At 66.1% G+C, this 23,901-nt stretch carries 32 protein-coding genes and 1 tRNA gene; 20 read left to right on the top strand and 13 right to left on the bottom strand.

All coding sequences use genetic code 11. From position 1 onward, the window contains the following. Nucleotides 1-4: 4 nt before the first annotated feature. The 3 genes from H0O22_RS01115 to H0O22_RS01105 all read right to left on the bottom strand — a co-directional run bounded on the left by H0O22_RS01115 (nt 5) and on the right by H0O22_RS01105 (nt 1,347). Entirely contained in the window at nt 5-643 is a 639-nt protein-coding gene (locus H0O22_RS01115; protein ID WP_185187250.1) for a DUF2231 domain-containing protein, read from the bottom strand. After that, nucleotides 643-1,140 carry a DUF2231 domain-containing protein gene (locus H0O22_RS01110; RefSeq protein ID WP_185187249.1) on the bottom strand — a complete coding sequence of 166 codons (498 nt, stop codon included), beginning with the start codon at nt 1,138-1,140 and terminating at the stop codon, nt 643-645. Before H0O22_RS01110 ends, H0O22_RS01115 begins: the two co-directional genes overlap by 1 nt. Nucleotides 1,141-1,263: 123 nt before the next feature. Continuing rightward, nucleotides 1,264-1,347: transfer RNA gene (locus H0O22_RS01105), tRNA-Leu, on the bottom strand. 43 nt (nt 1,348-1,390) lie between these two features. Between H0O22_RS01105 and H0O22_RS01100 the strand changes: the two genes are divergently transcribed. The 5 genes from H0O22_RS01100 to H0O22_RS01080 are packed head-to-tail and all read left to right on the top strand — an operon-like array spanning nt 1,391 to nt 3,453. Continuing rightward, nucleotides 1,391-1,642: an NAD(P)H-quinone oxidoreductase subunit L gene (locus H0O22_RS01100; RefSeq protein WP_185187248.1), complete on the top strand. Its 252-nt coding sequence runs from the start codon at nt 1,391-1,393 to the stop codon at nt 1,640-1,642. Further along, the gene (locus H0O22_RS01095) at nt 1,642-1,980 is read left to right on the top strand and encodes a DUF3007 family protein (RefSeq protein ID WP_255439375.1); all 339 of its coding nucleotides are present in this window, start codon (nt 1,642-1,644) and stop codon (nt 1,978-1,980) included. Before H0O22_RS01100 ends, H0O22_RS01095 begins: the two co-directional genes overlap by 1 nt. A 33-nt stretch (nt 1,981-2,013) precedes the next feature. Then, nucleotides 2,014-2,826, top strand: coding sequence for a tryptophan synthase subunit alpha (trpA, locus tag H0O22_RS01090; protein WP_185187247.1), 813 nt, complete (start codon nt 2,014-2,016; stop codon nt 2,824-2,826). A gap of 41 nt (nt 2,827-2,867) precedes the next feature. Next, on the top strand, nt 2,868-3,161 hold the full coding sequence (locus H0O22_RS01085) for a hypothetical protein (protein ID WP_185187246.1): 294 nt from the start codon (nt 2,868-2,870) through the stop codon (nt 3,159-3,161). A gap of 25 nt (nt 3,162-3,186) precedes the next feature. Beyond that, complete coding sequence (locus H0O22_RS01080; RefSeq protein WP_185187245.1) at nt 3,187-3,453, top strand: YciI family protein; 267 nt, start codon at nt 3,187-3,189, stop codon at nt 3,451-3,453. Nucleotide 3,454: 1 nt separating this feature from the next. Here the strand turns inward: H0O22_RS01080 and H0O22_RS01075 are convergent, their stop codons facing one another. From H0O22_RS01075 to H0O22_RS01055, 5 genes are all read right to left on the bottom strand, one after another. Beyond that, nucleotides 3,455-3,790, bottom strand: a complete 336-nt coding sequence (locus tag H0O22_RS01075; protein ID WP_185187244.1) for a c-type cytochrome — start codon at nt 3,788-3,790, stop codon at nt 3,455-3,457. A gap of 122 nt (nt 3,791-3,912) precedes the next feature. Then, entirely contained in the window at nt 3,913-4,281 is a 369-nt protein-coding gene (locus H0O22_RS01070) for a lysozyme inhibitor LprI family protein (protein WP_255439374.1), read from the bottom strand. Nucleotides 4,282-4,391: 110 nt separating this feature from the next. Beyond that, on the bottom strand, nt 4,392-4,640 hold the full coding sequence (locus H0O22_RS01065) for a hypothetical protein (RefSeq protein WP_185187242.1): 249 nt from the start codon (nt 4,638-4,640) through the stop codon (nt 4,392-4,394). A 96-nt stretch (nt 4,641-4,736) separates the two neighbouring features. Further along, on the bottom strand, nt 4,737-5,054 hold the full coding sequence (locus H0O22_RS01060; protein ID WP_185187241.1) for a hypothetical protein: 318 nt from the start codon (nt 5,052-5,054) through the stop codon (nt 4,737-4,739). Between the two features lie 20 nt (nt 5,055-5,074). Next, nucleotides 5,075-5,635, bottom strand: a complete 561-nt coding sequence (locus H0O22_RS01055; protein WP_185187240.1) for a nucleoside triphosphate pyrophosphatase — start codon at nt 5,633-5,635, stop codon at nt 5,075-5,077. 94 nt (nt 5,636-5,729) lie between these two features. Between H0O22_RS01055 and H0O22_RS01050 the strand changes: the two genes are divergently transcribed. Genes H0O22_RS01050 through H0O22_RS01040 form a run of 3 tightly spaced genes read left to right on the top strand, consistent with a single transcriptional unit; the run spans nt 5,730 to nt 7,818 of the window. Further along, nucleotides 5,730-6,107 (top strand): Npun_F0494 family protein, encoded by a 378-nt coding sequence (locus tag H0O22_RS01050; RefSeq protein WP_185187239.1) that lies wholly within the window; start codon nt 5,730-5,732, stop codon nt 6,105-6,107. A gap of 17 nt (nt 6,108-6,124) precedes the next feature. Next, the gene (locus H0O22_RS01045; RefSeq protein ID WP_185188205.1) at nt 6,125-7,582 is read left to right on the top strand and encodes a cobyric acid synthase; all 1,458 of its coding nucleotides are present in this window, start codon (nt 6,125-6,127) and stop codon (nt 7,580-7,582) included. Then, nucleotides 7,579-7,818: a 2Fe-2S iron-sulfur cluster binding domain-containing protein gene (locus H0O22_RS01040; RefSeq protein WP_185187238.1), complete on the top strand. Its 240-nt coding sequence runs from the start codon at nt 7,579-7,581 to the stop codon at nt 7,816-7,818. Before H0O22_RS01045 ends, H0O22_RS01040 begins: the two co-directional genes overlap by 4 nt. On the opposite strand, the gene mnmA is transcribed toward H0O22_RS01040, so the two are convergent. Further along, nucleotides 7,809-8,960, bottom strand: coding sequence for a tRNA 2-thiouridine(34) synthase MnmA (gene mnmA, locus H0O22_RS01035; protein WP_185187237.1), 1,152 nt, complete (start codon nt 8,958-8,960; stop codon nt 7,809-7,811). The genes H0O22_RS01040 and mnmA overlap by 10 nt on opposite strands. A 139-nt stretch (nt 8,961-9,099) precedes the next feature. Here mnmA and H0O22_RS01030 point away from each other — a divergent pair, with 139 nt between their 5' ends. Together H0O22_RS01030 and H0O22_RS01025 are read left to right on the top strand one after the other, a co-directional pair. Continuing rightward, on the top strand, nt 9,100-10,647 hold the full coding sequence (locus H0O22_RS01030) for an NAD(P)H-hydrate dehydratase (protein ID WP_255439373.1): 1,548 nt from the start codon (nt 9,100-9,102) through the stop codon (nt 10,645-10,647). Between the two features lie 130 nt (nt 10,648-10,777). Next, nucleotides 10,778-11,710, top strand: coding sequence for an RNA polymerase sigma factor, RpoD/SigA family (locus tag H0O22_RS01025; RefSeq protein ID WP_185187235.1), 933 nt, complete (start codon nt 10,778-10,780; stop codon nt 11,708-11,710). On the opposite strand, the gene H0O22_RS01020 is transcribed toward H0O22_RS01025, so the two are convergent. Then, nucleotides 11,707-11,931 carry a hypothetical protein gene (locus H0O22_RS01020; RefSeq protein ID WP_185187234.1) on the bottom strand — a complete coding sequence of 75 codons (225 nt, stop codon included), beginning with the start codon at nt 11,929-11,931 and terminating at the stop codon, nt 11,707-11,709. The two genes, H0O22_RS01025 and H0O22_RS01020, sit on opposite strands and share 4 nt — an antisense overlap. A gap of 71 nt (nt 11,932-12,002) precedes the next feature. Between H0O22_RS01020 and H0O22_RS01015 the strand changes: the two genes are divergently transcribed. Beyond that, nucleotides 12,003-12,173, top strand: coding sequence for a hypothetical protein (locus tag H0O22_RS01015; RefSeq protein WP_185187233.1), 171 nt, complete (start codon nt 12,003-12,005; stop codon nt 12,171-12,173). Nucleotides 12,174-12,182: 9 nt separating this feature from the next. Beyond that, nucleotides 12,183-13,097: a histone deacetylase gene (locus tag H0O22_RS01010; protein ID WP_185187232.1), complete on the top strand. Its 915-nt coding sequence runs from the start codon at nt 12,183-12,185 to the stop codon at nt 13,095-13,097. Between the two features lie 10 nt (nt 13,098-13,107). On the opposite strand, the gene pdhA is transcribed toward H0O22_RS01010, so the two are convergent. Next, entirely contained in the window at nt 13,108-14,217 is a 1,110-nt protein-coding gene (gene pdhA, locus H0O22_RS01005; protein WP_185187231.1) for a pyruvate dehydrogenase (acetyl-transferring) E1 component subunit alpha, read from the bottom strand. A 141-nt stretch (nt 14,218-14,358) separates the two neighbouring features. On the opposite strand from pdhA, the gene H0O22_RS01000 reads away from it, so the two are divergent. The 5 genes from H0O22_RS01000 (at nt 14,359) to H0O22_RS00980 (ending at nt 20,199) form a co-directional block, all read left to right on the top strand. Continuing rightward, nucleotides 14,359-16,356, top strand: a complete 1,998-nt coding sequence (locus H0O22_RS01000) for an IMS domain-containing protein (RefSeq protein ID WP_185187230.1) — start codon at nt 14,359-14,361, stop codon at nt 16,354-16,356. Nucleotides 16,357-16,416: 60 nt separating this feature from the next. After that, the gene (gene ffh, locus H0O22_RS00995; protein ID WP_185187229.1) at nt 16,417-17,892 is read left to right on the top strand and encodes a signal recognition particle protein; all 1,476 of its coding nucleotides are present in this window, start codon (nt 16,417-16,419) and stop codon (nt 17,890-17,892) included. 91 nt (nt 17,893-17,983) lie between these two features. Then, a complete protein-coding gene (gene rpsP, locus H0O22_RS00990) occupies nt 17,984-18,394 on the top strand; it encodes a 30S ribosomal protein S16 (protein WP_185187228.1) in 411 nt (136 codons plus the stop codon). 11 nt (nt 18,395-18,405) lie between these two features. Next, complete coding sequence (locus H0O22_RS00985; RefSeq protein ID WP_185187227.1) at nt 18,406-19,389, top strand: PhoH family protein; 984 nt, start codon at nt 18,406-18,408, stop codon at nt 19,387-19,389. 75 nt (nt 19,390-19,464) lie between these two features. After that, nucleotides 19,465-20,199 (top strand): Bax inhibitor-1 family protein, encoded by a 735-nt coding sequence (locus H0O22_RS00980; protein WP_185187226.1) that lies wholly within the window; start codon nt 19,465-19,467, stop codon nt 20,197-20,199. A 72-nt stretch (nt 20,200-20,271) separates the two neighbouring features. Here the strand turns inward: H0O22_RS00980 and H0O22_RS00975 are convergent, their stop codons facing one another. After that, nucleotides 20,272-20,799: a hypothetical protein gene (locus tag H0O22_RS00975; protein ID WP_185187225.1), complete on the bottom strand. Its 528-nt coding sequence runs from the start codon at nt 20,797-20,799 to the stop codon at nt 20,272-20,274. 29 nt (nt 20,800-20,828) lie between these two features. Between H0O22_RS00975 and era the strand changes: the two genes are divergently transcribed. Genes era through trmD form a run of 3 tightly spaced genes read left to right on the top strand, consistent with a single transcriptional unit; the run spans nt 20,829 to nt 22,988 of the window. After that, the gene (gene era, locus H0O22_RS00970; RefSeq protein WP_221625489.1) at nt 20,829-21,812 is read left to right on the top strand and encodes a GTPase Era; all 984 of its coding nucleotides are present in this window, start codon (nt 20,829-20,831) and stop codon (nt 21,810-21,812) included. Between the two features lie 12 nt (nt 21,813-21,824). Then, entirely contained in the window at nt 21,825-22,289 is a 465-nt protein-coding gene (locus H0O22_RS00965) for a phycobiliprotein lyase (protein WP_185187224.1), read from the top strand. A 3-nt stretch (nt 22,290-22,292) separates the two neighbouring features. Beyond that, a complete protein-coding gene (gene trmD / locus H0O22_RS00960; protein WP_185187223.1) occupies nt 22,293-22,988 on the top strand; it encodes a tRNA (guanosine(37)-N1)-methyltransferase TrmD in 696 nt (231 codons plus the stop codon). Here trmD and H0O22_RS00955 read toward each other — a convergent pair. Then, a complete protein-coding gene (locus H0O22_RS00955; protein ID WP_185187222.1) occupies nt 22,985-23,896 on the bottom strand; it encodes an SPFH domain-containing protein in 912 nt (303 codons plus the stop codon). The genes trmD and H0O22_RS00955 overlap by 4 nt on opposite strands. Between the last annotated feature and the right edge of the window lie 5 nt (nt 23,897-23,901).

Below are 23,901 nucleotides of genomic sequence, written 5' to 3'. Positions count from 1 at the left end.
TTCCTCAGGGAAGGGCCACGTGAAGGTCAGCGCCGGCCTCCAGCAACTGGTCGGCGGCGATATGAACACCAAATTCCGCCGCCAATTGGGCGCCCAGGGTCCCGTGCAACCCGAGCAGGGCAAACATTCCGAGGCCCACCAGCAGGTACAGCCACTGCACCTGGCGACCCATGTCCCGCCGCCAGCGATAGCGCTGGAAACCGCGCCAAACCGTCATCGCGGTGATCACCATCAGCAGCAGAACGCCGCCGACGCCGTGCCAGAGCATCGTCGTCATGCTCCCCAGCCCGAAGGTGCTGACCACCCCAGGGAGAGGAACGGCGGTGAGCATTTCGTAGAAGCCGCTGGCCACGGTGAAAAAGGTCACCAAGCAGCAGGCCAGCAGGTTGTACCAACCGACGTCGTGGAAACCACCGCGGGTAATCGGCAGGGCCAAAAAGCGAAAGACCCGTTTCTCAAGCGGATAGAGCGCCCCCACCACATCAAAGGCAATGGCGATGACAAAGAGGCCGATGGTGAGGTGCACCAAATTCGGATGAATCGGTAGGGAATAGGGCAAACCATTCGCCCCCAACTCCCCAGCGATTTGATCAATTGGAGCCGTCTCTGGGCTGTAGGCCAAAGCCAGTGGCTGCAGGAGCATCAGATCAGCCCCTCACGCGTGGCGGCCACGACCTTGACGGTGTGCAAGCCGTAGGTCCAAATCAATTGGTCGCCGAGCACCACCTGCACAACGATCAAGGCGCTCACCAGCGCCCCCGCCGCCAGGAATGCCAGGGGCAAGGCCTCGGGATCCCGGCTGCGCAGCACATAGCGCCAGCCGGTCAAAAGCGACAGAACACCAGCCAAGGACCAGCCGATCGTGGTGTGGATGTCGAGGATGTTCCGCGCGGCGCCATAGGGAGAGGCCAAGCCGGCCTCCACCTGGCCAAAGATGATCGCCACGAAGATCGCCCCCGTCGCGAATAACAAATTCCAGAAACTGGCTTCAAAGAGAGCCGGCCGGCGCCCGACCACCCCGATCAGATCAAACACAAAGCTGATCAGGGCCATGGCGATCACGAAGTGGACCACGATTGGATGAATCGTGTCCATCCAAGGGAGGTTGTGATCGTTGAGCGGCGGGAGCAGCTCAAGCATCAACAACAGCCAGAGCTCAACAGTGATCAGCCTGGCCAGGGCTTTTCAAACTGTCAGCCGATTTGTCATGAAGCGGAGGCGGCCTGCTTCGCCCCCACTGTCATTCAGTCAGGGTGCAACGCATGGGACCAGAGGGACTTGAACCCTCACAACGTTGCCGTCTGCGGATTTTAAGTCCGCTGCGTCTACCAATTCCGCCATGGTCCCGGCGCAGACCATCTTAGATTTGCCGGGACGTCGCACCATCGCCGTGCCACTGCCCGGGTTCCTCAGCTCCTTGACCAATGAGACCCTGCTGGTGCTGGCCGCCTATGGGGCCCTGGCCGGTGCCTACCTGGTGGCGGTGCCCCTGGCCCTGATGGCTTGGATGACCAAGCGCTGGACCGTCATGGGCAAGATCGAGCGCACTGCGGTCTACGGGCTGGTCTTCCTCTTTTTCCCCGGGCTGATCGTCTTCGCCCCCTTCGTGAATCTGCGTCTGCAGGGCCAGGGCAACCAGTAATGGGATCGGGGATCACGCGGGGGAAGGCCCTTCTGGCCGGCCTGGCCATCTTTGGCATCGGCGGCATCGGCTACTGGGGCTTCCAGGCGGCCGGTTTCGAGGGCTCCAGTGCGGGCATCGCCGCCCAGGCGCTCCTGGTGGTCATCGTCCTGGTCTGGACGGGCTCCTATTTGTTCCGGGTCGTGACCGGGAACATGACCTATATGGAGCAGCGCCGCCGCTACCGCTCGGGTTATGACGCGGCCACGGACGAAGAGCTGCTGAAGCGCTTTGACGCCCTCAGCCCCGAAGAGCAAGAGAAGCTCATGCAGGAACTCGCCCAGGAGAGCGAAGGCTGAGGCCATAGGCTCAGCTGCAGATCTCACGCTGCCGTGACCACCAGCACTCCGATCCAGCAGCGGTTTCAGAAGCTTCAGTCGGAAGGGCGCTGCGCCTTGATGCCCTTCCTGATGGCCGGCGACCCCGATCTGACCCAGACCCGCTCGACCCTCCTCGCCCTGGAGGCCGCCGGTGCGGACATGATCGAGCTGGGGATTCCCTACAGCGATCCCCTCGCTGACGGTCCCGTCATTCAGGCCGCCGCCAGCCGCGCGCTCGGATCCGGGACCACCCCAGGTCGCGTCCTCGAGATGCTGCAGAGCCTGAAGGGAGATCTCACGATTCCGGTGATCCTCTTCACCTACAGCAACCCGCTGCTGAACCGCGGGATGGAGAACTTCTGCCGGGATGCCGCCGCCGCCGGTGCCGCCGGCCTCGTCGTGCCCGACCTGCCCCTCGAGGAAGCCGAAAAACTCTCCGCCATCGCCGAAGCCGCTGGATTGGATCTGGTGCTGCTGGTGGCTCCCACCACGCCCAGCGATCGCATGGGCCGGATCGCCCAGGCCAGCCGCGGCTTCACCTATTTGGTCAGCGTGACCGGCGTCACCGGTGTCCGCACCACCCTGGAAAACCGCGTGGCCACGCTGGTGCAGCAGCTCAAAGGGATGGGGCCAACCCCGGTGGCCGTTGGCTTTGGCATCTCCGGCCCCGAGCAGGCCCGCCAGGTTCGCGATTGGGGCGCCGATGGCGCCATCGTCGGCAGTGCCCTGGTCAAAGTCATGGCCGAGAGCCACAGCCAGCAGGGGGATATCGCCGTGGCGGCCGGTCAGTTCTGCGGCCAACTGCGCCAAGCCCTCGATCACTAGGCAGAATCCCTGCAGTTCACTCCCGCTGGGGACGATTGCCCATGGCGCTGCGCACCCGCATCCTCCTCGGCGCGGCCTTGCTCCTCGCCCCCACCGCCGCCCAGGCCGGCTGGAGTGAGTACACCTCCAACATCTCCGAGGTGGACGCCTGCAACCAGGCCCAATACCTGATGCCTGAGCAAGCCGTCCCGCAGCAATACGTCCTCAAAGCCAAGAACGGGACCTTCCGCTGCAAGGTGCGCTGGAGCGACAAGGCGGGCGCTGAGCCAAGCAACCTGCCCGTGCTGCTTCCCGCCAAGATCCGCCAGCCGATCTTCGCCGGTGGCTGGCTGTAGCTTGCTCGAACACGCCAGCTGATCCGTGCGCTTTGTTCTCTGGGGGACCTACTGCGAGAACGCGCTCGAGAAGCGCACTCCCTACCGCGAAGAGCACCTTGCCGGCCTGCAGCAGCAGAAGGACGCCGGGGTGCTGATCACCCTGGGGCCCACCGAGACCAGCAGCCACGTCTTCGGGATCTACGAGGCTGAGTCGAAGCAGCAGGTGGACGAGCTCCTGCACAACGACGTCTACTGGCGCCAGGGGATCTGGACGGCCCTGGAAGTCCACCCCTGGATCCAGGCGTTCTAGCTCAAGCCTTCGGCCAACCGGCCTGGCTCTGCTGCCAGACCCACTCGGCCACCTGCTGAACGCCGTCCTCCCCCAGGGCCTCCGCGTAGCCGCTCATCTGCCCCTGGCCCTGGGCCGCGATCGCCGCAATGGCCTCCTTGGAGGCGACACCCTGACGTTCCAGGGCGGCCAGTTTCAAGGTTTTGCCGCGGCGGATGATGTTGCCTCCATTGAGATGGCACCCCGCGCAGTGCAGCTCAAACAGCTGGGCACCATCGGCCCAGGCCGGCTGCGGCAGGCTCAGGCCAAGCAGCAACACCACGGCCAGCAGCAAGCGACGCAGGGCAGAGACCGTCATGGGATTCGGCAGAAGGGGGGCGCAGAGCACCAAGCGTCAGTCTGAGCTCTAATGGTCGCCATATCTGACCTCAACGGACTCATCTAAGTCAGATTCCCTTGGCAAAAGCCTGTCTCCATCCATTACTCCAGCGACTGCATCAAGGCATCCGTCATCCGGATCTCGCAGTTGCTGACGAAGATGCCGAATCCCGTCCCTTGAAAGGCGATCGAGTTCATGTAGACGCAGGCATTGCGGCGGGCCTGCTGAAAGGCCGCCAGTTGATCCTCGGGATCAGCGCTGGTCTTGAAAAAACCAGCCAGGTTGTCCTTCCAGAGGGTGGGGAACCGTCCGCCGGGCACCTCCGCGGCCTCACTCGCCACCTTTTGCATAGCCACCGCGAGTTCGCGGTCTTTCTGCTCAAGCACCTTGGCGATGCAGAGGGACATCTCAACGGTGCTGTTGGCGTTCGCGCAGGGTTGGCTCTGGGCCTCCGCCGATCTTCCAGTCACTACCAACACGGGCAATGCAGCAAGAAGTGAAAGAAGTGAGGCAGAAAAGGTTCTCGATTGTGTTGGCATTTGATTGCTCGCTCAATCCGGAATCACCGTCAAAAAACGCGTCATTCGAGAACGCGGGCTGGGGCCGTGCAGACCCAGGAGCGCTCAATCCCAGTCGCACTCAGGAACGGGCTGTTGCCATAGAAGGTCGGCCGACCCGCCCGGGTCTGGCTGTTCTGAATGCGCCAGAGCTGGCGCTGATCGTCAGGATGCCGCCATCGGCTGGGGGACACGCAGCAGGCGCATCCCGTCAGAGAGGCCGAGGATTTCGCGTTGAGCTGCTTCAGGAGAACCGCCAGGGGCTGCGGCAAGCAGAGCCAGGCTCAGGCTTAGACGTCGAGCCATCGGCCGGGGGCAAGGTCCCTGAATTCTGCTGAGGTCTAAGCGAACTGCCAGCCCTGAGCGCCTCAGAAGCTGAGATTGAGGACGTTGTAGCCCTTGGGACCTGAGGGCTTCTTGAACTCCAGCGGCAGCGACTCATCGTCAGCCACTTCCACGCTGTAGCGGGCCGAGGCGTCCTCCATATAGGCCTGCTCGTCGAGGAGGCCGTGGTCAGCGGTCGGCAGAGCCGTCGAGAGCTGGATCGGCTCCATCGCGTTGGCGTTCAGCGTCAGTCCGCTACCAACGAGGAGGCTGCATGCAGCTGCAAGCGCGAAGGTCTTCATGGCCAGGTGTGTGAGGAGGGCCTTGTCTTCGCAATAGCTACGGCGAAAGAAAAATGGCAACAGTGGGTTTCGGCAAGGCTTCAGCCCGCCCGCAACCACTGCCGTAACAGGGGCAGGCTCAGACCAATGACGTTCGAGAAACAGCCATCCAGGCGCTCCACCAGGCAGCCACCGCGGCCCTCCAGGGCAAAACCACCGGCGCACTGCAACGGTTCACCGGTGGCCACATAGGCCTGAATTTCGGCGTCGCTCAGCTCCGCAAAAAGGACCCGGGTGGTCACCGTTGTCAGCCGCTCCCCTCCAGCTGGATTGAGCAGGGCGTGACCGGTGTGGAGCTCCCCCCAGGCCCCTCGCATCCGCTGCCAGCGGGCGATGGCCTCCTGTGGATCGGCCGGTTTGCCAAAGACCTCCCCCTCAAAGGCCAGGACCGAATCGCAGCCCAGAACCGCTGAGATCTCAGCAGCGATCCCGCCCTGCAGCACCGCCCCCGCCTTGGCCTGGGCCAAGAGCTGCACCAACTGCGCCGGGTCGGGGTGGTGGATGGCCTCCTCATCGACTCCGCTGACCTGCACGCGATGCGGAATCGCGGCCTGCTCCAGCAATCGCCGGCGGGCGGGGGAGGCAGAGGCCAACAGGAGCACAGCCAGTCCTTGAGCTCGGACCACTCTGGCAAGGGTGGACGGCGGCCCGGCCCGGCCGATAACCACAATGATCAAACCCTCAGCGCCCCCGTTGATGCAACCGCGCCTCAGCCAGCAGGAGCAACGGGCCCTGGTCCGGGCCAAGCGGGCCGTGCGCTGCCTCCCCTTTCGGCGCCGCTTCTATGAGGAACTCGAGCGGGAGGCCCTGAGCAGCACCCAGCTCGCCGCCCGCGCGGATTGGTCGGTTCTCAGCCAGCAGCGCCTCTCCGCCAACCACTGCGAAGACCTCCTCATCTGGCTGATCCAGCTCGGTGTGCTCCGCCGTGAGGTCGATGGCCAGGGCCTGACCGAACGGGTCCGCCTCACCCCCCTGGGCCGGGTCGTCCTCTCGGAGTGGTCCGGGGAGATCCCCAGCGCCAGCCTTCCCTCCCGCCTGCGCCACTGGGTCAAGCAGCACTGGCCGAGGCTGTGAGCAACCCCAACCCCTTGATGGTGCTGGGCACCAGCAGCGGTGCCGGCAAGTCCCTGATGACGGCCGCCCTCTGCCGGGTCTTGCGGCGCCGGGGGGAGACCCCCCTCCCCTTCAAGGGGCAGAACATGAGCAACAACGCCTGGGTGGACCAGGCCGGCGGCGAGATGGCCTACTCCCAGGCGCTGCAGTCCTGGGCGGCGGGACTTGAGCCCTCCTGCGCGATGAACCCGGTTCTGCTCAAACCCCAGGGGGACAGCACCAGTGAAGTCATCCACCTCGGGCAGTCGGTCGGCAACTGCCGCGCCGAGCACTACTACCGCGATTGGTTCCAGCCGGGCTGGGCCGCCATCCGCCAGGGCCTCGGCGATCTACAGGCCGCTCATCCCGGCGGACGACTCGTCTTGGAGGGGGCCGGCAGTCCGGTCGAGGTCAACCTGCAACCCCGGGACCTGACCAACCTGCGCCTGGCGCAATACTTGCGGGCCCGTTGCATCCTGGTGGCGGACATCGAGCGGGGCGGCGTCTTTGCCCAGTTGGTCGGCACCCTGGCCCTGCTGCGTCCCGTGGAGCGCCCGCTCATCCGCGGCCTGCTGATCAACCGCTTCCGCGGCCGCCGCGAGCTCTTCGATGAGGGCCGCCGCTGGCTCGAAGCCAATACCGGCATCCCCGTCCTCGGAGTGATGCCCTGGCTGGATGAACTCTTCCCGCCGGAGGACTCCCTCGATCTGCTCGAGCGCCGCGGCCGCAAACGCGGAGCCGAGCTCGACATCGCCGTGCTCAAGCTCCCCTCCCTGAGCAACTTCTCCGACCTCGATCCCCTCGAGGCCGAGCCCACGGTCCAGCTCAACTGGATTGCCCCTGGTCAGGACCTCGGCCGCCCCGACGCGGTCGTGGTGCCGGGCAGCAAGCAAACCCTGCGGGACCTCGGCGCGCTGCAGAGCAGCGGCCTGGGGCAGCAGCTCTCGGCCTACGCCCAGCAGGGAGGAGCGGTCCTGGGCATCTGCGGCGGCATGCAACAGCTGGGGCGCGAACTCCACGATCCCCAGGGCCTCGAAGGCGGCGCCGGCTCCAGCCATGCCGGCCTCAACCTGCTGCCGCTCCGCACCGTCTTTGGAGAAGCCAAGGCCCTACGCCAATGCAGCAGCCCCGCCCTCTGGCCAGACGCTGCCGAGGCCGCCCTACTCGAGGGCTTTGAGCTGCACCGGGGGGCGACCTCTGAGCTCGAGCCCTGCACGGCCCTCGCCGCCGAAGCGGGCCTGGGCTGGGTCGCGGGGAACGTTGTTGGGACCTATCTGCACGGGGTCTTCGAAAGCGGCCCCTGGCGGCGGCGTTGGCTCAACCAGCTCAGGGCGCGCAAAGGGTTGCCATTGCTCAGCGAACGGCAACCCCACCACAGCCGTCAGCGGGAGGCCCTGCTCGATCGCCTCGCCGATGCCTTCGAGCAGCACATCAACCTGGAGCCCCTGCTGCGATGAAACAGGTGCAGATCCAATGGCCGAACGGCTCCAGCACCCAAGCGGTCGTGGGATCCGACTGGCTCGAAGCCGCGCGGCAGGCTGGCTTCTCGATTCCCACCGGCTGCCTCGGCGGGAGTTGCGGCGCCTGCGAGATCGAGGTCAACGGCAACACCGTGCGCGCCTGCATCGCCACCGTGCCCGCCAGCAAGAGCGGAGCGATCGAGGTGGAGCTCTCCAGCGACCCCTACTGGTGATCGCGCTGAATTAAGCCGCCGCCCAGGACCATCTCACCGGAGTAAAAGACCGCCGCCTGACCCGGGGTAATCGAGAACTGCTCCTCGGCAAACTCCAGGCGGCAGCGATGCGGGCGATCCGCGGCCCGATCGGCCTCGATCTCCGGCAGGGGAATCAGCCGGGCCTGTTGGGGACCGCTGCGGTAGCGCACCTGCACCTCCACCTCGAGCGGCTCGGTGGGTGGCGCAATGGAGACCCAATTCACCGCACCCACCACCGCATCGCCGCGGGCCGCATCCCGGCGGGGCGCGACTACCACCTGGTTCATCGCCCCATCCAGCCGGACCACGTGCAGCGGCTCACTCCAGGCCACCCCCAGACCCTTGCGCTGGCCAATCGTGAAGTGCTCAATGCCGTCATGCTCGCCCACCACCTGGCCATCGGCCAGCACGATCTGCCCGGGGCGCGGCGGCAGGTAGGCATCCAGGAAGGCCTTCATCGAGCCGTGGTGATCCGCCAGGCAGAGGTCCTGGCTTTCCGGCTTCTGCGCCGTCCGCAGCCCGTGGCGATCCGCCTCCAGGCGGGTGTCGGGCTTGGTCAGCTCCCCCAGGGGAAAGACCAGACGACCCAGGGCCTGCTGGGGCAGGTCATAGAGGAAATAGCTCTGATCTTTCCGTTCATCGAGACCCCGCAGCAACTGGTGGCGGCCGTTCTCGCTCTGGTCCCCGTGGCGCACCCGGGCGTAGTGGCCGGTCGCGATCCGCTCAATGCCGCGCTCCTCCTTGGCCCACTGGAGCATCGGCCCGAACTTCACCTCGCGGTTGCAGCGGGAGCAAGGCAGCGGTGTGACGCCGGCCTCGTAGCCCTGCACCAAGAAATCAACGATCTGCTCCTTGAAGTGCTCGCGGAAATCCACCACGTGGTGCGGCACCTCAAGCTGCTCGCAGACCCCGGCGGCATCGACGAGACCTTCCGCGCAGCAGGCCCCCTTGCCGCTCATCAACCAGAGGGTCAGCCCCTCCACCTCCCAACCGGCCTCCACCAGGAGGGCCGCGGTCAAGGAGCTATCGACACCGCCGGAGAGGCCGACCGCCACCCGGTGTTCGCCGGGCCACTGACGCAGGCGCTCGATCGCCTGGGCACCCGCCTCCGTTGCCGCCACGGAGGCCTCAGATGCAACGGGAACAGCGGAGAAGCGCGCCAATGCCAACGGTGGCTGTTCTCTCCATCATGGAACTGCCGCCGCCAGTGCTGTTTTGGCCCCGCTCAGTTGGCCCCCCCGCGACGCCGAGCACCTTTTGGTGAGTGGCGCGCAGATGGCCGAGCTCGAGCAGGTGCTCTTCGCCAACGGCATGCCCGTGGAGGCGCTGATGGAGAAGGCCGCGTTAGCCATCAGCCGGCGGCTGCAGGAGCCGGACTGCTGGGCACAACTCCAGGCCAATGGGGCGCTCGTGCTGGTGGGCCCCGGCCACAACGGGGGCGATGGCCTCGTGATCGCCCGGGAGCTGCACCTGGCCGGCATCGCCGTGCGGATCTGGTGCCCCTTTGAGCGGCGCAAACCCCTCACCGAAAGCCACCTACGCCAGGCCCTCTGGCTGGGGATCCCCCAACTCGAAGCGCCCCCCGAGCCCGGGGATCCAGCCGTCTGGATCGATGCCCTCTTTGGCATCGGCCAAAGCCGGCCGCCGGGGGCTGAGCTCGAGCAACTGCTCCTGGAGCGCCAGAGGCAGCGACCGCATCGCCTGATCGCCATCGACGGTCCCACCGGACTCTGCGCCGATCGCGGCGAGCCCTTGGGGCACATCGCCGCCACCGCCCAACGGACCTTCAGCATCGGCCTGATCAAACAGGGCTTCCTGCAGGACCGCGCCCTGGCCTGGGTGGGGGAGCTGGAGCGCATCGACCTGGGACTTCCCGTCCCGCTCCTCGAGGCACTGCCCCCCAGGCAGCCCAGGCGGCTGGAGGCAGCGGACCTCAGCACGGCCCCTTGGCCAACTCCAGCCGCGGCGGCGGCGAAGTACCAACGGGGGCGCCTGCTGCTGCTGGCCGGCAGTGACGCCTACCGCGGCGCGGCCCTGCTCAGCCTGCTCGGGGCCAGCGCCAGTGGCCTCGGGAGTCTTCGGGCAGCGCTGCCTGAGGCCGTGGCCGATCAACTCTGGAACCAACTGCCCCACGCCGTTCTCGCGGCCAAGCTGCCCAGCCACAGCGATGGATCCCTGGATCTCCGTGCGCTGCCGCCCTCAGCCCTGGAGCGCCTTGACGCGGTGGTCCTCGGCCCGGGCATCGGCCAACACCCTGACGAGAATGGGATCTGGCTCCAGCTCCAGACCTTCCCGGGCCTGCTCGTACTCGATGCGGATGGCCTCAACCGCCTCGCCCAGCGGCCCGCCGTGCCTTGGCTGCAGGGCCGGCGCGGTCCCACCTGGCTGACCCCCCACAGCGGCGAATTCCAGCGACTCTTCGCGGATCTCTCCGAACGAACTCCTCTGGAGGCCTGCACCGCGGCCGCCGAGCAGAGCGGTTGTGCGGTGCTGCTCAAGGGGGCCCGCAGCGTCATCGCTGATCCAACGGGCGAGCGGTGGCAACTCAGCGGCGCCTGCCCCGATGCCGCCCGGGCGGGACTTGGCGATGTCCTGGCGGGATACGCCGGAGGACTCGGCGCCCTGTCCCACGCGAGCGGACTCCCCGCCGATGGCTCCGTGCTGGCGCTCGCCGCCCTCGCCCATGCCACGGCCGGTCAAAACGCCAGCGATCAGCACGGCCCTGGAGGGGCCACACCAAGCCGCGTTGCCGAAATATTGGGCTTAATGAAGAGAAAAACGCAATCCACAGTTGTTAACAGAATCTGAACGACCCAGTAGTGGAAACGAGTCTCAAAAGTGATGTGATCTTTCGTATCTCAAAGCTGAAGCGTTACTGAAATCCCAAGGGTTTCAAAAAAAACCGTAAGAGATTTTTCCAACGTTTCAGGAGGAGCCCATGGCAACCGCCGCCAGCTCCAACGCCAACAGCGCTAGTCGTCGCCGCAGTAGCGATCCGATTAGTTGGTACCTCTCGACCATTGGCCGGGTTCCTCTGTTGACGCCCGCCGAAGAGATTGAACTGGGCAATCAGGTGCAGGCCATGATGCGGCTTGCCGAAGAAGACAAAGGCGACGCTTATACAACGCATGAAAAGAAGATCATGCGTGTGGGCAAGCGCTCCAAAGAGCGGATGATGAAGGCCAACCTGCGCCTCGTCGTCAGCGTCGCCAAGAAATACCAAGGCAAAGGCCTCGAGCTCCTCGATCTGATCCAGGAGGGGTCCCTCGGCCTCGAGCGCGCGGTCGAGAAATTTGACCCGACCCGCGGCTACAAGTTCTCCACCTATGCCTTCTGGTGGATCCGCCAGAGCATGACGCGAGCCATCGCCTGCCAGTCCCGCACGATCCGACTGCCGGTCCATCTCTCCGAGCGCCTGACCGCGATCCGCAAGGTCAGCCTCGAGCTCGCCCACAAACTCGGCGCCATGCCCAGCCGCAAGGAGATCGCGGAAGAGATGGACATGCCCCTCGATGAGCTCGACTCGCTGCTGCGCCAGGCCCTCACCACCTCCAGCCTGGATGCCCCAGTCAATGGCGAAGAGGGCCGCAGTTTCCTCGGCGAGCTGATTGCCGATCAGACCAACAGCGAACCCCTCGATCAGGTGGAGCGCGGCATCCATCAAGAGCAGCTCGGCCGCTGGCTCACGCACCTGACCGACCAGGAGCGTCAGGTGCTGGAACTGCGCTTTGGCCTCGAGGGCGAGGAGCGCCACACCCTCGCTGAAATCGGCCGGATGCTCGAGGTCTCCCGCGAGCGGGTGCGCCAGGTCGAGCTCAAGGCCCTGCGCAAGCTGCGCCACCTCACCCGGCGCCTGCCGACCGCGATCTAGGACTCGGGAACCGGGGCTGCCGCCGCTGGCAGCTCGGATCCCGAAATGCAGAAGCTATTGAGGGCCTTGCTCTTGCTGACCGGGCTCGTCTTGAGCTGGGCCATCAGCATGTCGCGGGACTTCTGGCAGTCGGCGAAGGTCTTCATCGGCAGGGTTTGCATGGCGGTGCCGCCATGGACGGACCCGGACCAAAACAAGATCACCAACCAAACCGGAGCCATCGCGATCCATAGATTGCACTCCTTTGTAGCCCGGTTTCCGTCAGACTTCGTTCAGTCAGCACCCACCCGCAATGCTCGGCGGAGAAGACACTCTTCCGATCACCCTTCGGCTCTCGGAGCCGGTGATCAAAGAACTCGAGCTGCTGATGCAGCAACTCCAGCTCGATGACATGGGGCTGCTCGTCGACCGGCTGCTGCGGGACACCCTCTTCGACGAAGAGTTCGACGGCGACGAGGACTGATCACGCCCGGTGCGCCTGCCGCTCGTCTACCACCCGGCCTACTCGGCCCCCTTGCCCAGTAGTCATCGCTTCCCGATGGCGAAATTCAAACTCCTGCGGACCCTCCTGGAGGAGCAAGGGATTGCGCGGGATGAGCAGATCCATCGCCCGCTGCCGGTGCCCAGGCGCTGGCTTGAGCTGACCCACAGCCGCCAGTACCACCAGGCTTTTGCAAGGGGTGAACTGCTGCCGGCTGAGCAGCGCCGCATCGGCCTGCCGGCCACGACCCCCTTGGTGCAGCGCACCTGGCTGGCGGTGGGCGGAACCCTGCTCACGGCCCGGCTGGCCCTGGAGCACGGGGTGGCCTGCCACCTGGCCGGTGGCACCCACCACGCTTACCCCGACCACGGCAGCGGCTTCTGCATCTTCAACGACTGCGCGGTCACCGCCCAGGTGCTGCTGGCCGAAGGGCGGGTGCAGCGGCTGATGGTGATCGATCTGGATGTGCACCAGGGGGATGCCACCGCCGCGATCTTTGCCGATGAGCCCCGGGTCTTCACCCTCTCGGTGCACTGCGGCAGCAACTTTCCACTGCGCAAGCAACAAAGCGACGTCGACCTCGCCTTAGACGATGGTCTTGAAGACGACGCCTATCTAGAGGCGATCGGCGATCTGATTCCAACCCTGCTCGATCAAGAGCAACCGGATCTCGTGCTCTACAACGCCGGCGTGGACCCCCACCGTGAGGACCGGCTCGGCCGGCTCCAACTCAGCGACCAGGGCTTACTGAACCGCGACCGGTTGGTACTGGACAGCTGCCTGCGGCGCAACATCCCGATCGCCACCGTGATCGGCGGCGGCTACGACGACCTCAAGCCCCTCGTGATCCGCCACGGCCTGGTCTTCCGGGCCGCCAACGAGCAAGCCCGTTTACACGGGCTTTAAGCAGGGACGATCAGTCCTCAGCCCAGATGTAGCGGGTCAGTTCTTCCGGCTTGGGCTCGGGCGCCGCCAGGGCGAACTCGACGCAATCGACCACCTCGGCGTCGATCTCCTTCTCGATCGCCTTCAGTTCGTCCGCCGTCGCCAAGTTCTGCTCGATCAGGTGGGCCGCCAGACGCTTGATCGGATCGCGCTGGGCCCAGAACTCCTTCTCGGCCTCCGCTCGCAGTTCGTCGGGGTCCGCCAGGGAGTGGCCGCGGAAGCGGTAGGTCAGGCACTCGAGCACCGTGGGACCTTCGCCGGCGCGGGCCCGCTCGATCGCGCGCTGGGCAGCACCGCGAACCGCCAGGACATCCATGCCATCGACCTCTTCACCGGCCATGCCGAAGGCTGCCGCCTTACGCCAGATCTCTGGATCGCTGGTGGCGCGGTTGTGGTCCATGCCAATGGCCCACTTGTTGTTCTCGACCACGAAGATGATCGGCAGCTTCCAGAGCGCCGCCATGTTCAGGCACTCATAGAACTGACCGATGTTGCAGGTGCCGTCGCCGAAGAAGGCCGCGGTCACGGCGTCGCTGCTGGAGTCGCCCAGGGCGTCGCGCTTGTAGCGGCTGGTGAAGGCCGCACCCAGGGCCACGGGAATGCCTTCGCCGATGAAGGCATAACCACCCAGTAGGTGGTGCTCCTTGGAGAAGAGGTGCATGGATCCGCCACGGCCCTTGCTGCAGCCGGTCTCCTTACCGAAGAGCTCGCTCATCACCTCACGGGCCGGCACGCCGCAGCTCAGGGCGTGGACGTGATCGCGATAGGTGCTGCAGAACCAGTCGTGCTGCATCTTCATCGCCTTGATCACCCCTGTGCTCACGGCCTCTTGGCCGTTGTAGAGGTGAACAAATCCGAACATCTTTCCGCGGTAGTACATCTCGGCGCACTTGTCTTCGAAGCGCCGGCCGAGGGTCATGTCGCGGTACAGCATCAGGCCCTCATCCCGCGTCACCGTTGCCGGCGTGGAGGGATAGAGGTTCATCAGCCGCTCGGCGTGCAAGCCGACCTGATTGACATCGGCGGAGCAGGAGGGAGCACCACTGGTGGCGACGCCCTGTCCAAGATCGGCCTGTGTCATGGCTGAGGTCCTGCTCTCCGGGGACTCTGATGCTGGGCTGACTGTACGGGGTCCATCTCCAAAAGGTGCACGAAGGACGGCCAAAACCGAAGACTCTGCCTACAGTCACGTCCGATTAGCGCCCGCCAATCCGAGCTCAATTTGGAACTGCCGATCGACCACTTCCGCCTCCTCGGCGTGAATGCCAGCTCCGACCGGCAGAGCGTGCTGCGGACCCTGCAGCAGCGGCTTGATCGCATTCCAGACCAAGGCTTTACCCAAGACACCCTCCAGGCGCGGGCCGAACTGCTGGAAGCCAGCGCCGACCTGCTGAGCGACGAAACCCGCCGCCAGGCCTACGAGCGGGAACTGACCGCCATCGCCGACAACGCCAACGGTTCCATCGCCGCCCTGGAGATCCCCCCCTCCCGGGAAGTCGGTGGTCTTCTCCTCCTAATGGAGGCCGGCCAATCCCAGGAAGCCTTCGACAGCGCCTCCCGCGGACTGCAGCCGCCCCAAGCCCCCGCCCTGGGCAGCAGCCGCGAAGCCGATCTGACCCTGCTGGCTGGACTGGCCTGCCAGGGCACCGCCCGGGATTACCGCGACCAACGCCGCTATGAAGCGGCCGCCCTAACCCTGCAACAGGGCCTGCAGCTGCTGCAACGCATGGGCCAACAGGCCGAGCAACGGCGCAAGCTCGAGCAGGACCTCAAGGAACTGTTGCCCTATCGCGTGCTCGATCTGATCAGCCGCGACCTCTCCGCCAGCGGCTCCCGCCAACAGGGCATCGTCCTGCTGGAGCAACTCGTGCAGCAGCGCGGTGGCCTCGAGGGCCACACCGATCTGACCTTCCCCCAAAGTGAGTTCCAGCCGTTCTTCAAGCAGATCCGCCAGTTCCTGACGGCTCAAGAGCAAGTGGAGCTCTTCAGCCGCTGGGGCGATAGCGGTTCGGCCACCGCCGACTTCCTCGCGAGCTTTGCTCTGACGGCCTCGGGCTTCTCCCAGCGCAAGCCAGAACGGATCCTCGAGGCCTACGAACGCCTCAAGAACAGCGGCCAGCCCGGAATCGAGGTCTTCCTCTCCTGTCAGCAACTGCTGCTCGGTCAGGTCGATGAAGCGGAGCGCCTCTTTGATGAGGGCGCCGACGCCGCCCTGAAGCAGTGGGCGATGGAGCAGGGGGATGACCCCTTGGCCCGCCTCTGCGCCTACTGCCGCGACTGGTTGACCCGCGAGGTGCTGGAGGGCTTCCGCGACATCGATGTCGACGCGAACCTCGATGCCTGGTTCGCCGACCGGGACGTCCAGGCCTACATCGACCAACAAGACCGGATCCGCGGCCGCCAGTTCAACGCCAAACCCAGCCTCGAGGTGCCAGGAGCGACGGACACCAGCACGGCCTTTGGCGACTGGCCGAGCTTCGACCTGCCGGGCAGCAACGAGCCGCCAACCGCTCTCGAGACCGTTGAGGACCAGGACGACGCTGATGACGAGCTCTGGGATGGCCCGCGCTGGCGACTGCCCGAGCTGCAATGGCCGCAGCTCGGCAACCTGCAGGAGCGTCTCCAAGGGCTTCCCAGCTGGGGCATGCCCGTTGGTGCAGCCGTCGCCGTCGTCGTGATTGGCCTTGGCGGCTGGATGGCGCTCAAGCCCCGCGGTGGCGAACTCGAAACCGCGAGCAGCGACAAAGTGGCGGCCCTCGTCCAACCGGAAGCGGCGGCTCCGGCGGCTCCGGCGGCTCCGGCCCAGTCGGCCCCCTTCCCCCTGACCGATCCCGACCCCAGCGCCACGCAATTGCAGGAGCTACTCGAGGCCTGGCTGAAGGAAAAAGCGGCGGTCCTCGCCGGCGGTGCACCGAGCGAGAGCCTGGCCGATCTCGCCCGCCCGGACCAGATCCAGCGGCTGCAGCGCCAGAACCAGGCCAACCGCCAGCGCGGCGCCACAGAAACGGTCTCCACCAGCATCACCGGCTTCAAGATCAGCGCGCGCTCACCCGTGCGGATCGCGGCCCAGGTGGCGATGACCTACAGCGACGAACTCAAGACGAGCGGCGGCAAGGTTCTGAGCAGCACCCCAGAGATGACGCTGCGCAACACCTATATCTTTGGCCGCCAAAACGGCAGCTGGCAGCTGGTCGCCTACAAGCCCACCGCCAAGAACTGAGCCCTCGGACGCCCCCAAGAGACGGTCGCTTTTTACGATCGGTCGATCACAGGCGCCCCCATGTTCGACGAGCTCTCCCAACGGTTTGAAGATGCCGTCAAGAACCTGCGCGGTCAGGGGGCCATCAACGAAGGCAATATCGAGGGGGCACTCAAGGACGTGCGACGGGCTCTGCTCGAAGCCGACGTCAGCCTTCCGGTGGTCAAGGACTTCGTCGAAGAGGTCCGCAAGAAGGCCCTCGGCGAAGAGGTGGTGCGGGGCATCAGCCCGGACCAGAAATTCATCCAGGTGGTCCACGAGCAGCTCGTGGACACCATGGGCGGCGAGAACGCTCCTCTGGCGGCTGCCGGCAAAGAAGGGGCCCCAGCCGTCGTCTTGATGGCGGGCCTGCAGGGTGCAGGTAAAACCACCGCCACCGCCAAGCTCGGCCTTCACCTCAAGGAGAAAGGACGCAAGGCCCTGCTGGTGGGCGCCGACGTCTACCGCCCGGCGGCCATCGACCAGCTGAAAACCCTCGGCAGCCAGATCGGCGTTGAGGTCTTCAGCCTGGGCACCGAAGCCAAGCCGGAAGCCATTGCCGCCGCAGGCATTGAGAAGGCCAAGGCCGAGGGCTTCGACACCGTCCTGGTGGACACCGCCGGTCGCCTCCAGATCGACACCTCGATGATGGACGAGATGGTCCGGATCCGAGAGGCCGTCCAGCCCGATGAGGTGCTGCTGGTGGTGGACTCGATGATCGGCCAGGAGGCCGCCGAACTCACCCGCGCCTTCCACGATCAGGTGGGCATCACCGGTGCGGTGCTCACCAAGCTCGACGGTGACTCCCGCGGCGGCGCGGCCCTCTCGATACGAAAGGTCAGCGGGGCACCGATCAAATTCATCGGTACCGGGGAAAAGGTGGAGGCGCTGCAGCCCTTCCACCCCGAACGGATGGCCAGCCGGATCCTCGGCATGGGCGACGTCCTCACCTTGGTTGAGAAGGCCCAGAAGGAGGTCGAGCTGGCCGATGTGGCCAAGATGCAGCAGAAGCTCCAGGAAGCCACCTTCGACTTCTCAGACTTCGTCAAGCAGATGCGCCTGATCAAGCGCATGGGCTCCCTGGGCGGTCTCATGAAAATGATCCCGGGGATGAACAAGATCGACGACGGGATGCTCAAGCAGGGCGAAGAGCAGCTCAAGAAGATCGAAGCGATGATCGGCTCCATGACCGAGGCGGAGCGCAGCGACCCCGACCTGCTCGCCGCCAATCCCTCCCGCCGGCGCCGCATCGCCAGCGGCAGTGGCCACACCCCGGCCGATGTGGACAAGGTGCTGCAGAACTTCCAGCAGATGCGCGGCTTCATGCAGCAAATGACCCGCGGTGGCGGCATGCCGGGAATGCCCGGCATGCCTGGAATGCCTGGCATGGGCGGGATGCCCGGCATGGGTGGAATGCCTGGCATGGGCGGCGCTCCCGCCGGCCGTGGTGGCCGTGGCGGCGGCATGCCCAAAGCCCCCAAACCCGCCAAGAAGCGCAAAGGCTTCGGCGAGCTCTGAGAGGCGTCACCCCAGAGAGTATTGTTAGCGTTTGCGCGCGATTCCCTGGGGAGTCACCGCGCGTTTATCCAGTCAGCAAGGCAAGGCCACAATGATCAAGCTCCGCCTGAAGCGGTTCGGTAAGAAGCGGGAAGCGAGCTTCCGCCTGGTGGCCTGCAACAGCACCTCACGCCGCGACGGTCGTCCCCTCGAGGAGCTGGGCTTCTACAACCCCCGCACCAAGGAGACCCGTCTCGACACCGAGGCCATCCGTGCCCGTCTCGCCCAGGGCGCCCAGCCCACCGAGGTCGTTCAAACCCTGCTCGAGCGCGGCGGTCTGATCGAGAAGAAAGTGCGTTCTTCCGTGGTCGTCGGCCAGAAGAAGCAAGCTGCCATCCGCGAAGCTGCTGCTAAGCAGGCCGCCAAGGAAGCTGCAGAAGCCAAGGCTGCTGAGGCCGCTGCTGCTGCAGAAGCCGCCGCTGCCGCCGAAGAAGCTCCCGCTGAAGAAGCCACTGAAGCCTGAGGCCTTCCCCCATGCCCGGGGCTGAAAGCCTCACGGCCTTCACCATCGACCTTCCCGACCAGGACGCCGCCATGGCCCTGGCCGGGGAAGCTGAATCGACCCTGCATCGCCTTGAAGCCCTGACTGGTGCTTCGCTGGTGTTGCGGGGTCTTTCGCTGCAACTGCGGGGCCGCCCCACCCAGCTAGAGCGGGCCGCGGGCCTCGTGGAACTGCTGCGTCCCCTCTGGCAAGAGGGGCAGAGCGTCACCCAGGTGGATGTGCAGACCGCACTCTCCGCCCTGGATACGGGCCGCGGGGAGGAACACCAACAACTGGGCAAGCAGGTTCTGGCCCGCAGCCAGAACGGCAAACTGCTGCGCCCCCGCACCCTCAAACAAAAGACCTACGTCGAGGCGATCGAACGCCACGACCTCACCTTTGCCCTGGGCCCCGCCGGCACGGGCAAGACCTTCCTGGCGGCCGTTCAGGCGGTGCGCGCGCTGCAGGAACGCAAGGTGGAGCGGCTGATCCTGACCCGCCCCGCCGTGGAAGCCGGCGAGCGCCTGGGCTTTCTGCCCGGGGATCTCCAGCAGAAGGTCGACCCCTACCTGCGCCCCCTCTACGACGCTCTCCACAGCCTGCTTGGCCAGGAGCGCACCGCAGCCCTGATCGAGAAGAACGTGATCGAGGTGGCCCCCCTGGCCTACATGCGCGGTCGCACCCTGGCCGAGGCCTTCGTGATCCTCGATGAGGCCCAGAACACCACCCCGGCCCAGATGCGAATGGTGCTGACCCGCCTGGGGGAGGGGTCAAAGATGGTCGTCACCGGGGACCCCACCCAGATCGATCTGCCCCAGGGGCAACTGAGCGGCTTAATCGAAGCCGCCCAGGTGCTGGAGGGGGTCGAGGGCATCGCGGTCTGCCGGCTGAGTGCCGCTGACGTGGTGCGCCATCCCCTGGTGCAGCGCCTGGTCACCGCCTACGCCGCCCGGGATGCGGCCAAGGCCCGGCGTTAGTCGGGGGATCCACACCCCCAAAGGGCACACAACCCGGAGATCGCTGGCAGGATGAAGCCAGTCATTCTCTGTGCCATGCCGGCCAGCAGCAATTTCCAGGAGGCCATCCGCGAGGCGCAATCCAGCGCCCTCGTGGGGCCCAACGTGGTCAATAAGGCGCTGCCCTACGTGGGCGGCGGCATGGTGCTCACCGCCGGTGGCGTCATGGGTGGTCTGGCCCTGTTGGCCAGCAACCCCGCCGGATTCATGCCCCTGTTCTGGGTGGCCCTGATCGGCAACTTCATCCTCTTCTTCGTGGCCCAGAACGTGGCCCTGAAGGGGAACAACAGCACCGCGCTGCCGCTGATGGCGGCCTACAGCCTGATCACCGGCTTCACCCTGAGCGGCATCGTGGCCCTGGCCATCGGCACCGCGGGCATCGGCGCCATCGGCACCGCCGCCCTGGCCACCGGCGTCACCTTCGTGGCGGCCTCCGTCATGGGGCGTCGCATGAGCGACAGCGTCGGTCAGGCCCTCAGCGGCGTGGTCGGGCTGGGCATCCTCGGCCTGGTGATCGCCATGGTCGTCCAGATCGTCGGCGGCATCTTCGTGCCCGGCTTCGGCATGGGCGGCATGGAGCTGCTCATCGCCGGCTTCGGCACCGTGATCTTCGTGGGCGCCGCCTTCGTGGACTTCTACACGATGCCCCGCACCTACAGCGACGACCAGTACCTGGCCGGTGCGCTGAGCATGTACCTGACCTACATCAACCTGTTCATCTTCATCCTGCGCCTGGTGATCGCCCTCAACGGTGGCGGTCGCCGCGACTGATCCAGATCAACCCCTTGAAACCACAAAGCGCCCCTCGCGGGGCGCTTTTTTATTGGCCGCTCGCGAGGGACCTCAGCCTTCGGCGACGGCCAACACCGCCTCAGCAATCGCCGCGGTCTGACCGGCGTCGTAGCCCCAGCGTTTCAGGAAGGCCACGTCCTCGCCGCGGCCCTCGGTGGCCTCCAGCAAGGTTTCGAGCCGCCCCTTCACGGCTTCCGGCTCCAGGACCCGCAGGAGTTCGGTGCAGCGGGATTGCACCCGCTCCGATCCCGCCTGCTGAGCCGCATCGGCATTGCGCTCGTGGTGCAGCGCCATCGCCGTGCTCATCGCCAGGTTCCGAGCACTGAGGTCCACCACCCCGTCGCCGGCCTGGCGCAGGGCAAAGACGACCGGATCCGGCAGGCGATCCATCAACGGACAATCGCCCGCCAGGGAGACAACAAAGAACCCCCGGGCGCCATCACGGCTGGCCACCAACTCAGAGATTCGATCGCCGATCACCTCATCGCTGAGTTCACCGTTTTCCCAGAGCGCCAGCCATTGGGCTGTGATCTCCATCGCCTGTTGAAACGTGGGCTCCAGCGGGGCGGCTTCGGTCATGGGGGAGGTTGAACTGCCAAGGTGAGGCTATGGAGTCACACGACCAGCTGCCGCCTTTCCCAGATCTCAGCGATCTGCCGGCCGAGGCCGTTGCCGGTGGCTTCACCCTGGGGCAGAGCCCCGAAGGCTTTCGTTCAGGCTTTGTCGCCCTGGTGGGACGGCCCAACGTGGGCAAGTCCACCCTGATGAATCAGTTGGTCGGCGAGAAGGTGGCGATCACCTCCCCGGTGGCCCAAACCACCCGCAATCGGCTGCGGGCGATCCTCACCACGCCCACGGCCCAGCTGGTGCTCGTGGACACCCCCGGGATCCACAAGCCCCATCACCTGCTGGGGGAGCGGCTCGTACAGACCGCCCGTGGCGCCATCGGTGAAGTCGATCAGGTGCTTCTGCTCGTGGATGGCAGCCAAGCCGCCGGCCGCGGGGATGGCTTCATCGTCGAGCTGCTCGAGCGCACCAAGGTGCCCGTCCAGGTCGCCCTGAACAAATGCGATCTCGTCGACCCCGCCCAGGCGGCCGAGCTGGAGGCCAGCTACCGCGAACTCGTGCCCGGTTGGCCCCTCCACCCCGTCAGCGCCCTCAATGGCGACGGCACCGAAGCGCTCGTCAATGCCCTGGCGGCCGAGCTACCCGAGGGGCCGCACCTGTATCCGCCCGATGCGGTCAGCGACCAACCGGAGCAGCTATTGCTGGCGGAACTGATCCGCGAGCAGGTCCTGCAGCACACCCGCGAAGAGATTCCCCACTCGGTCGCCGTGCAAATCGAGCGGGTCGTCGATGACAAGGAGCGCACCGCGGTCCTGGCCACCGTGTTGGTGGAGCGCACCAGTCAGAAGGGAATCCTGATCGGCAAGGGCGGCCGAATGCTGCGCCAGATCGGAACGGGCGCCCGCCAGCAGATGCAAAAGCTGATCTCCGGCCCGGTCTACCTGGAGCTCTTTGTCAAGGTCGTTCCCAACTGGCGCCGCAGCTCCTCGCGGCTGGCGGAACTCGGGTACCGCGGCGACAGCTGAGAGAATCCCCCGATGAGCGACACCGCCTCCTTTCCCCCGGACTCGATCGAAGCCTTCCTGCAGCTCTGCGAAGGCGAGTGGATGTGCCTGCGATCCCGCTTTGTCCTTGGCGACGACAGCGAAGGCGGTGAGGGCGATGAATGGCACAGCAGTGAACGCGGCGAACTCGTGGTGCGCCACCTCGAGGGCAACCCCGGCGGCCTAAGCGTGGGCCCGAAGGACCAGGCCCCAAAGCAATTGCAGTTCGAGGCCGACGGCCAGTTCCAAGCCGGCGAGCAGCAGGGCCGCTGGACCCTCTGGCCCGACAGCAGCCTCGAGCTGATCCTCGAGCAGGACGACAGCGAGATCCGCGAGCGGATCTGGTTCAACAAGCCCAACCTGCGCCTGCGCTCCACCATCGAGCAGCCCGCCGATGGCACCCCAGGCCGCGCCAGCTTCAGTTCTGAAATCCGCCGGGTCAGCCGGCCCGCCGCCTAAGCGATGCGCCTCGATGTGGTCAGCCTGACCCCGGAGGCCTTTGCGCCGCTGCAGGGGCTTGGGGTCATCGGCCGCGCCTTCGCCGCCGGCCGCGCTGAACTTCACGTTCACAACCCGCGGGACTTCGCCACGGATCGCTACCGCAAGGTGGATGACGAGCCCTATGGCGGCGGTGCCGGGATGGTGCTCAAGCCGGAGCCGGTCTTTGCCGCCTTTGAGTCGATCCCGGTGCAACCGCGCCGGCGCACCCTCTTGATGTCACCCCAGGGACAACCCCTGCGTCAGGTGGACCTGCGCCGCTGGGCGGCGGATTACGACCAGCTGGTCTTCCTCTGCGGTCACTACGAGGGATTCGATGAGCGCATTCGCTCCTTGGCCGATGAGGAGGTCTCGATTGGCGACTTCGTGCTGACCGGCGGCGAACTGCCGGCGATGACGATCATCAACGGCGTGGTCCGCCTACTGCCGGGCACCGTCGGCACCGAAGCCTGCCTAGAGGAGGAGAGCCACAGCGCGCTGCTGCTGGAGCATCCCCACTACACGCGCCCGGCGGATTTCCGCGGCATGGGCGTCCCGGATGTCCTACGCAGCGGCGACCACGGCGCCATTGCCCGCTGGCGGGCCGAACAGCAGCAGGAGCGCACCCGCGAGCGCCGGCCTGACCTCTACGCCCGTTGGCAAGCGGAGCAGCAGAGCTAACCCTTCTGCTGGAAGCCCTTCAGCGCCGAGATCAAGGCGGCCGGGCTTTGGGGGTCCACCATCAAGACGCTGCCGCCGGGTGCCTGGGCCATCTGCTCGCCCATCGCCATCCAATCGCCGGCCAGCAGCAAACGCATCGCCTCGGCCGCCTCGGGATTCTCCTGAATCGCCACGGCCAAACGGGTGGCGGCATCGGCGCGGGCCTGGGCCAAGAGGGCCTGCTGCTTGGCCTGGGCTTCCGCCTCCAGCAGCAGGGCCTCCTGCTTGGCCTTGGCATCGAGCACGAGGGCTTCGGCGCGGCCCCGGGCCGCGTTGAGCTGGGACTCCTTCTCGCCCTCTGAGCGCAGGATCGCCGCGCGCTTCTCCCGCTCGGCAGTCATCTGCTGCTCCATCGCCTGCTGCACTCCGCGGGAGGGCTGGATGTCGCGGAGTTCCACTCGGGTGACCTTCACGCCCCAGGGGTCGGTGGCGGAATCCAATTCCCGCAGCAGCGCCTCATTCACCTCCTGGCGGGTAGTGAAGGTTTGATCGAGGTCGAGCTTGCCCATCTCGGCGCGGATCTGGGTCAGCACCAGATTCACCATCGCCGCCTGCAGGTTGTCGACGGAGTAGTAGGCCCGCTCGTGCTCCAGCAACTGCCAGTAGACGACCGCGTCCACCTCAATGGCGACGTTGTCGCGGGTGATGCACTGCTGAGGCGGAATGTCGAGCACCCGCTCCTTCAGGGACTCATGGCTGACCACCCGCTCCACCACGGGGAGCACCAGGGAGAGGCCGGGCTGCAGTTGCCGGTCGTACTTGCCGAGCCTCTCCACCAGGCGGGACTGGCCGCCGCTGGTGACCTTGATGCTGTTGAGCCCCAAAAAGGCCATCACCACGAGGGCCGGCAAGCCAAACAGCGCTTCCATTGGCC

It is taken from the genome of Synechococcus sp. LTW-R, from assembly GCF_014217875.1.
GTDB lineage: Bacteria > Cyanobacteriota > Cyanobacteriia > PCC-6307 > Cyanobiaceae > Vulcanococcus.
Note: the sequence above shows the minus strand (reverse complement) of the source record. Positions and strands in the feature narration are given on the sequence as shown.

Bases quoted from the DNA above. Each gene is read 5' to 3' on its own strand.
- H0O22_RS01115 (WP_185187250.1), bottom strand. From the start codon at position 643: ATGCTCCTGCAGCCACTGGCTTTGGCCTACAGCCCAGAGACGGCTCCA.
- H0O22_RS01110 (WP_185187249.1), bottom strand. From the start codon at position 1,140: ATGCTTGAGCTGCTCCCGCCGCTCAACGATCACAACCTCCCTTGGATG.
- H0O22_RS01095 (WP_255439375.1), top strand. From the start codon at position 1,642: ATGGGATCGGGGATCACGCGGGGGAAGGCCCTTCTGGCCGGCCTGGCC.
- H0O22_RS01085 (WP_185187246.1), top strand. From the start codon at position 2,868: ATGGCGCTGCGCACCCGCATCCTCCTCGGCGCGGCCTTGCTCCTCGCC.
- H0O22_RS01075 (WP_185187244.1), bottom strand. From the start codon at position 3,790: ATGACGGTCTCTGCCCTGCGTCGCTTGCTGCTGGCCGTGGTGTTGCTG.
- H0O22_RS01050 (WP_185187239.1), top strand. From the start codon at position 5,730: ATGCAACCGCGCCTCAGCCAGCAGGAGCAACGGGCCCTGGTCCGGGCC.
- H0O22_RS01045 (WP_185188205.1), top strand. From the start codon at position 6,125: ATGGTGCTGGGCACCAGCAGCGGTGCCGGCAAGTCCCTGATGACGGCC.
- H0O22_RS01040 (WP_185187238.1), top strand. From the start codon at position 7,579: ATGAAACAGGTGCAGATCCAATGGCCGAACGGCTCCAGCACCCAAGCG.
- H0O22_RS01025 (WP_185187235.1), top strand. From the start codon at position 10,778: ATGGCAACCGCCGCCAGCTCCAACGCCAACAGCGCTAGTCGTCGCCGC.
- H0O22_RS01020 (WP_185187234.1), bottom strand. From the start codon at position 11,931: ATGGCTCCGGTTTGGTTGGTGATCTTGTTTTGGTCCGGGTCCGTCCAT.
- H0O22_RS01015 (WP_185187233.1), top strand. From the start codon at position 12,003: ATGCTCGGCGGAGAAGACACTCTTCCGATCACCCTTCGGCTCTCGGAG.
- pdhA (WP_185187231.1), bottom strand. From the start codon at position 14,217: ATGACACAGGCCGATCTTGGACAGGGCGTCGCCACCAGTGGTGCTCCC.
- ffh (WP_185187229.1), top strand. From the start codon at position 16,417: ATGTTCGACGAGCTCTCCCAACGGTTTGAAGATGCCGTCAAGAACCTG.
- rpsP (WP_185187228.1), top strand. From the start codon at position 17,984: ATGATCAAGCTCCGCCTGAAGCGGTTCGGTAAGAAGCGGGAAGCGAGC.
- H0O22_RS00985 (WP_185187227.1), top strand. From the start codon at position 18,406: ATGCCCGGGGCTGAAAGCCTCACGGCCTTCACCATCGACCTTCCCGAC.
- H0O22_RS00980 (WP_185187226.1), top strand. From the start codon at position 19,465: ATGCCGGCCAGCAGCAATTTCCAGGAGGCCATCCGCGAGGCGCAATCC.
- H0O22_RS00975 (WP_185187225.1), bottom strand. From the start codon at position 20,799: ATGACCGAAGCCGCCCCGCTGGAGCCCACGTTTCAACAGGCGATGGAG.
- era (WP_221625489.1), top strand. From the start codon at position 20,829: ATGGAGTCACACGACCAGCTGCCGCCTTTCCCAGATCTCAGCGATCTG.
- H0O22_RS00965 (WP_185187224.1), top strand. From the start codon at position 21,825: ATGAGCGACACCGCCTCCTTTCCCCCGGACTCGATCGAAGCCTTCCTG.
- trmD (WP_185187223.1), top strand. From the start codon at position 22,293: ATGCGCCTCGATGTGGTCAGCCTGACCCCGGAGGCCTTTGCGCCGCTG.
- H0O22_RS00955 (WP_185187222.1), bottom strand. From the start codon at position 23,896: ATGGAAGCGCTGTTTGGCTTGCCGGCCCTCGTGGTGATGGCCTTTTTG.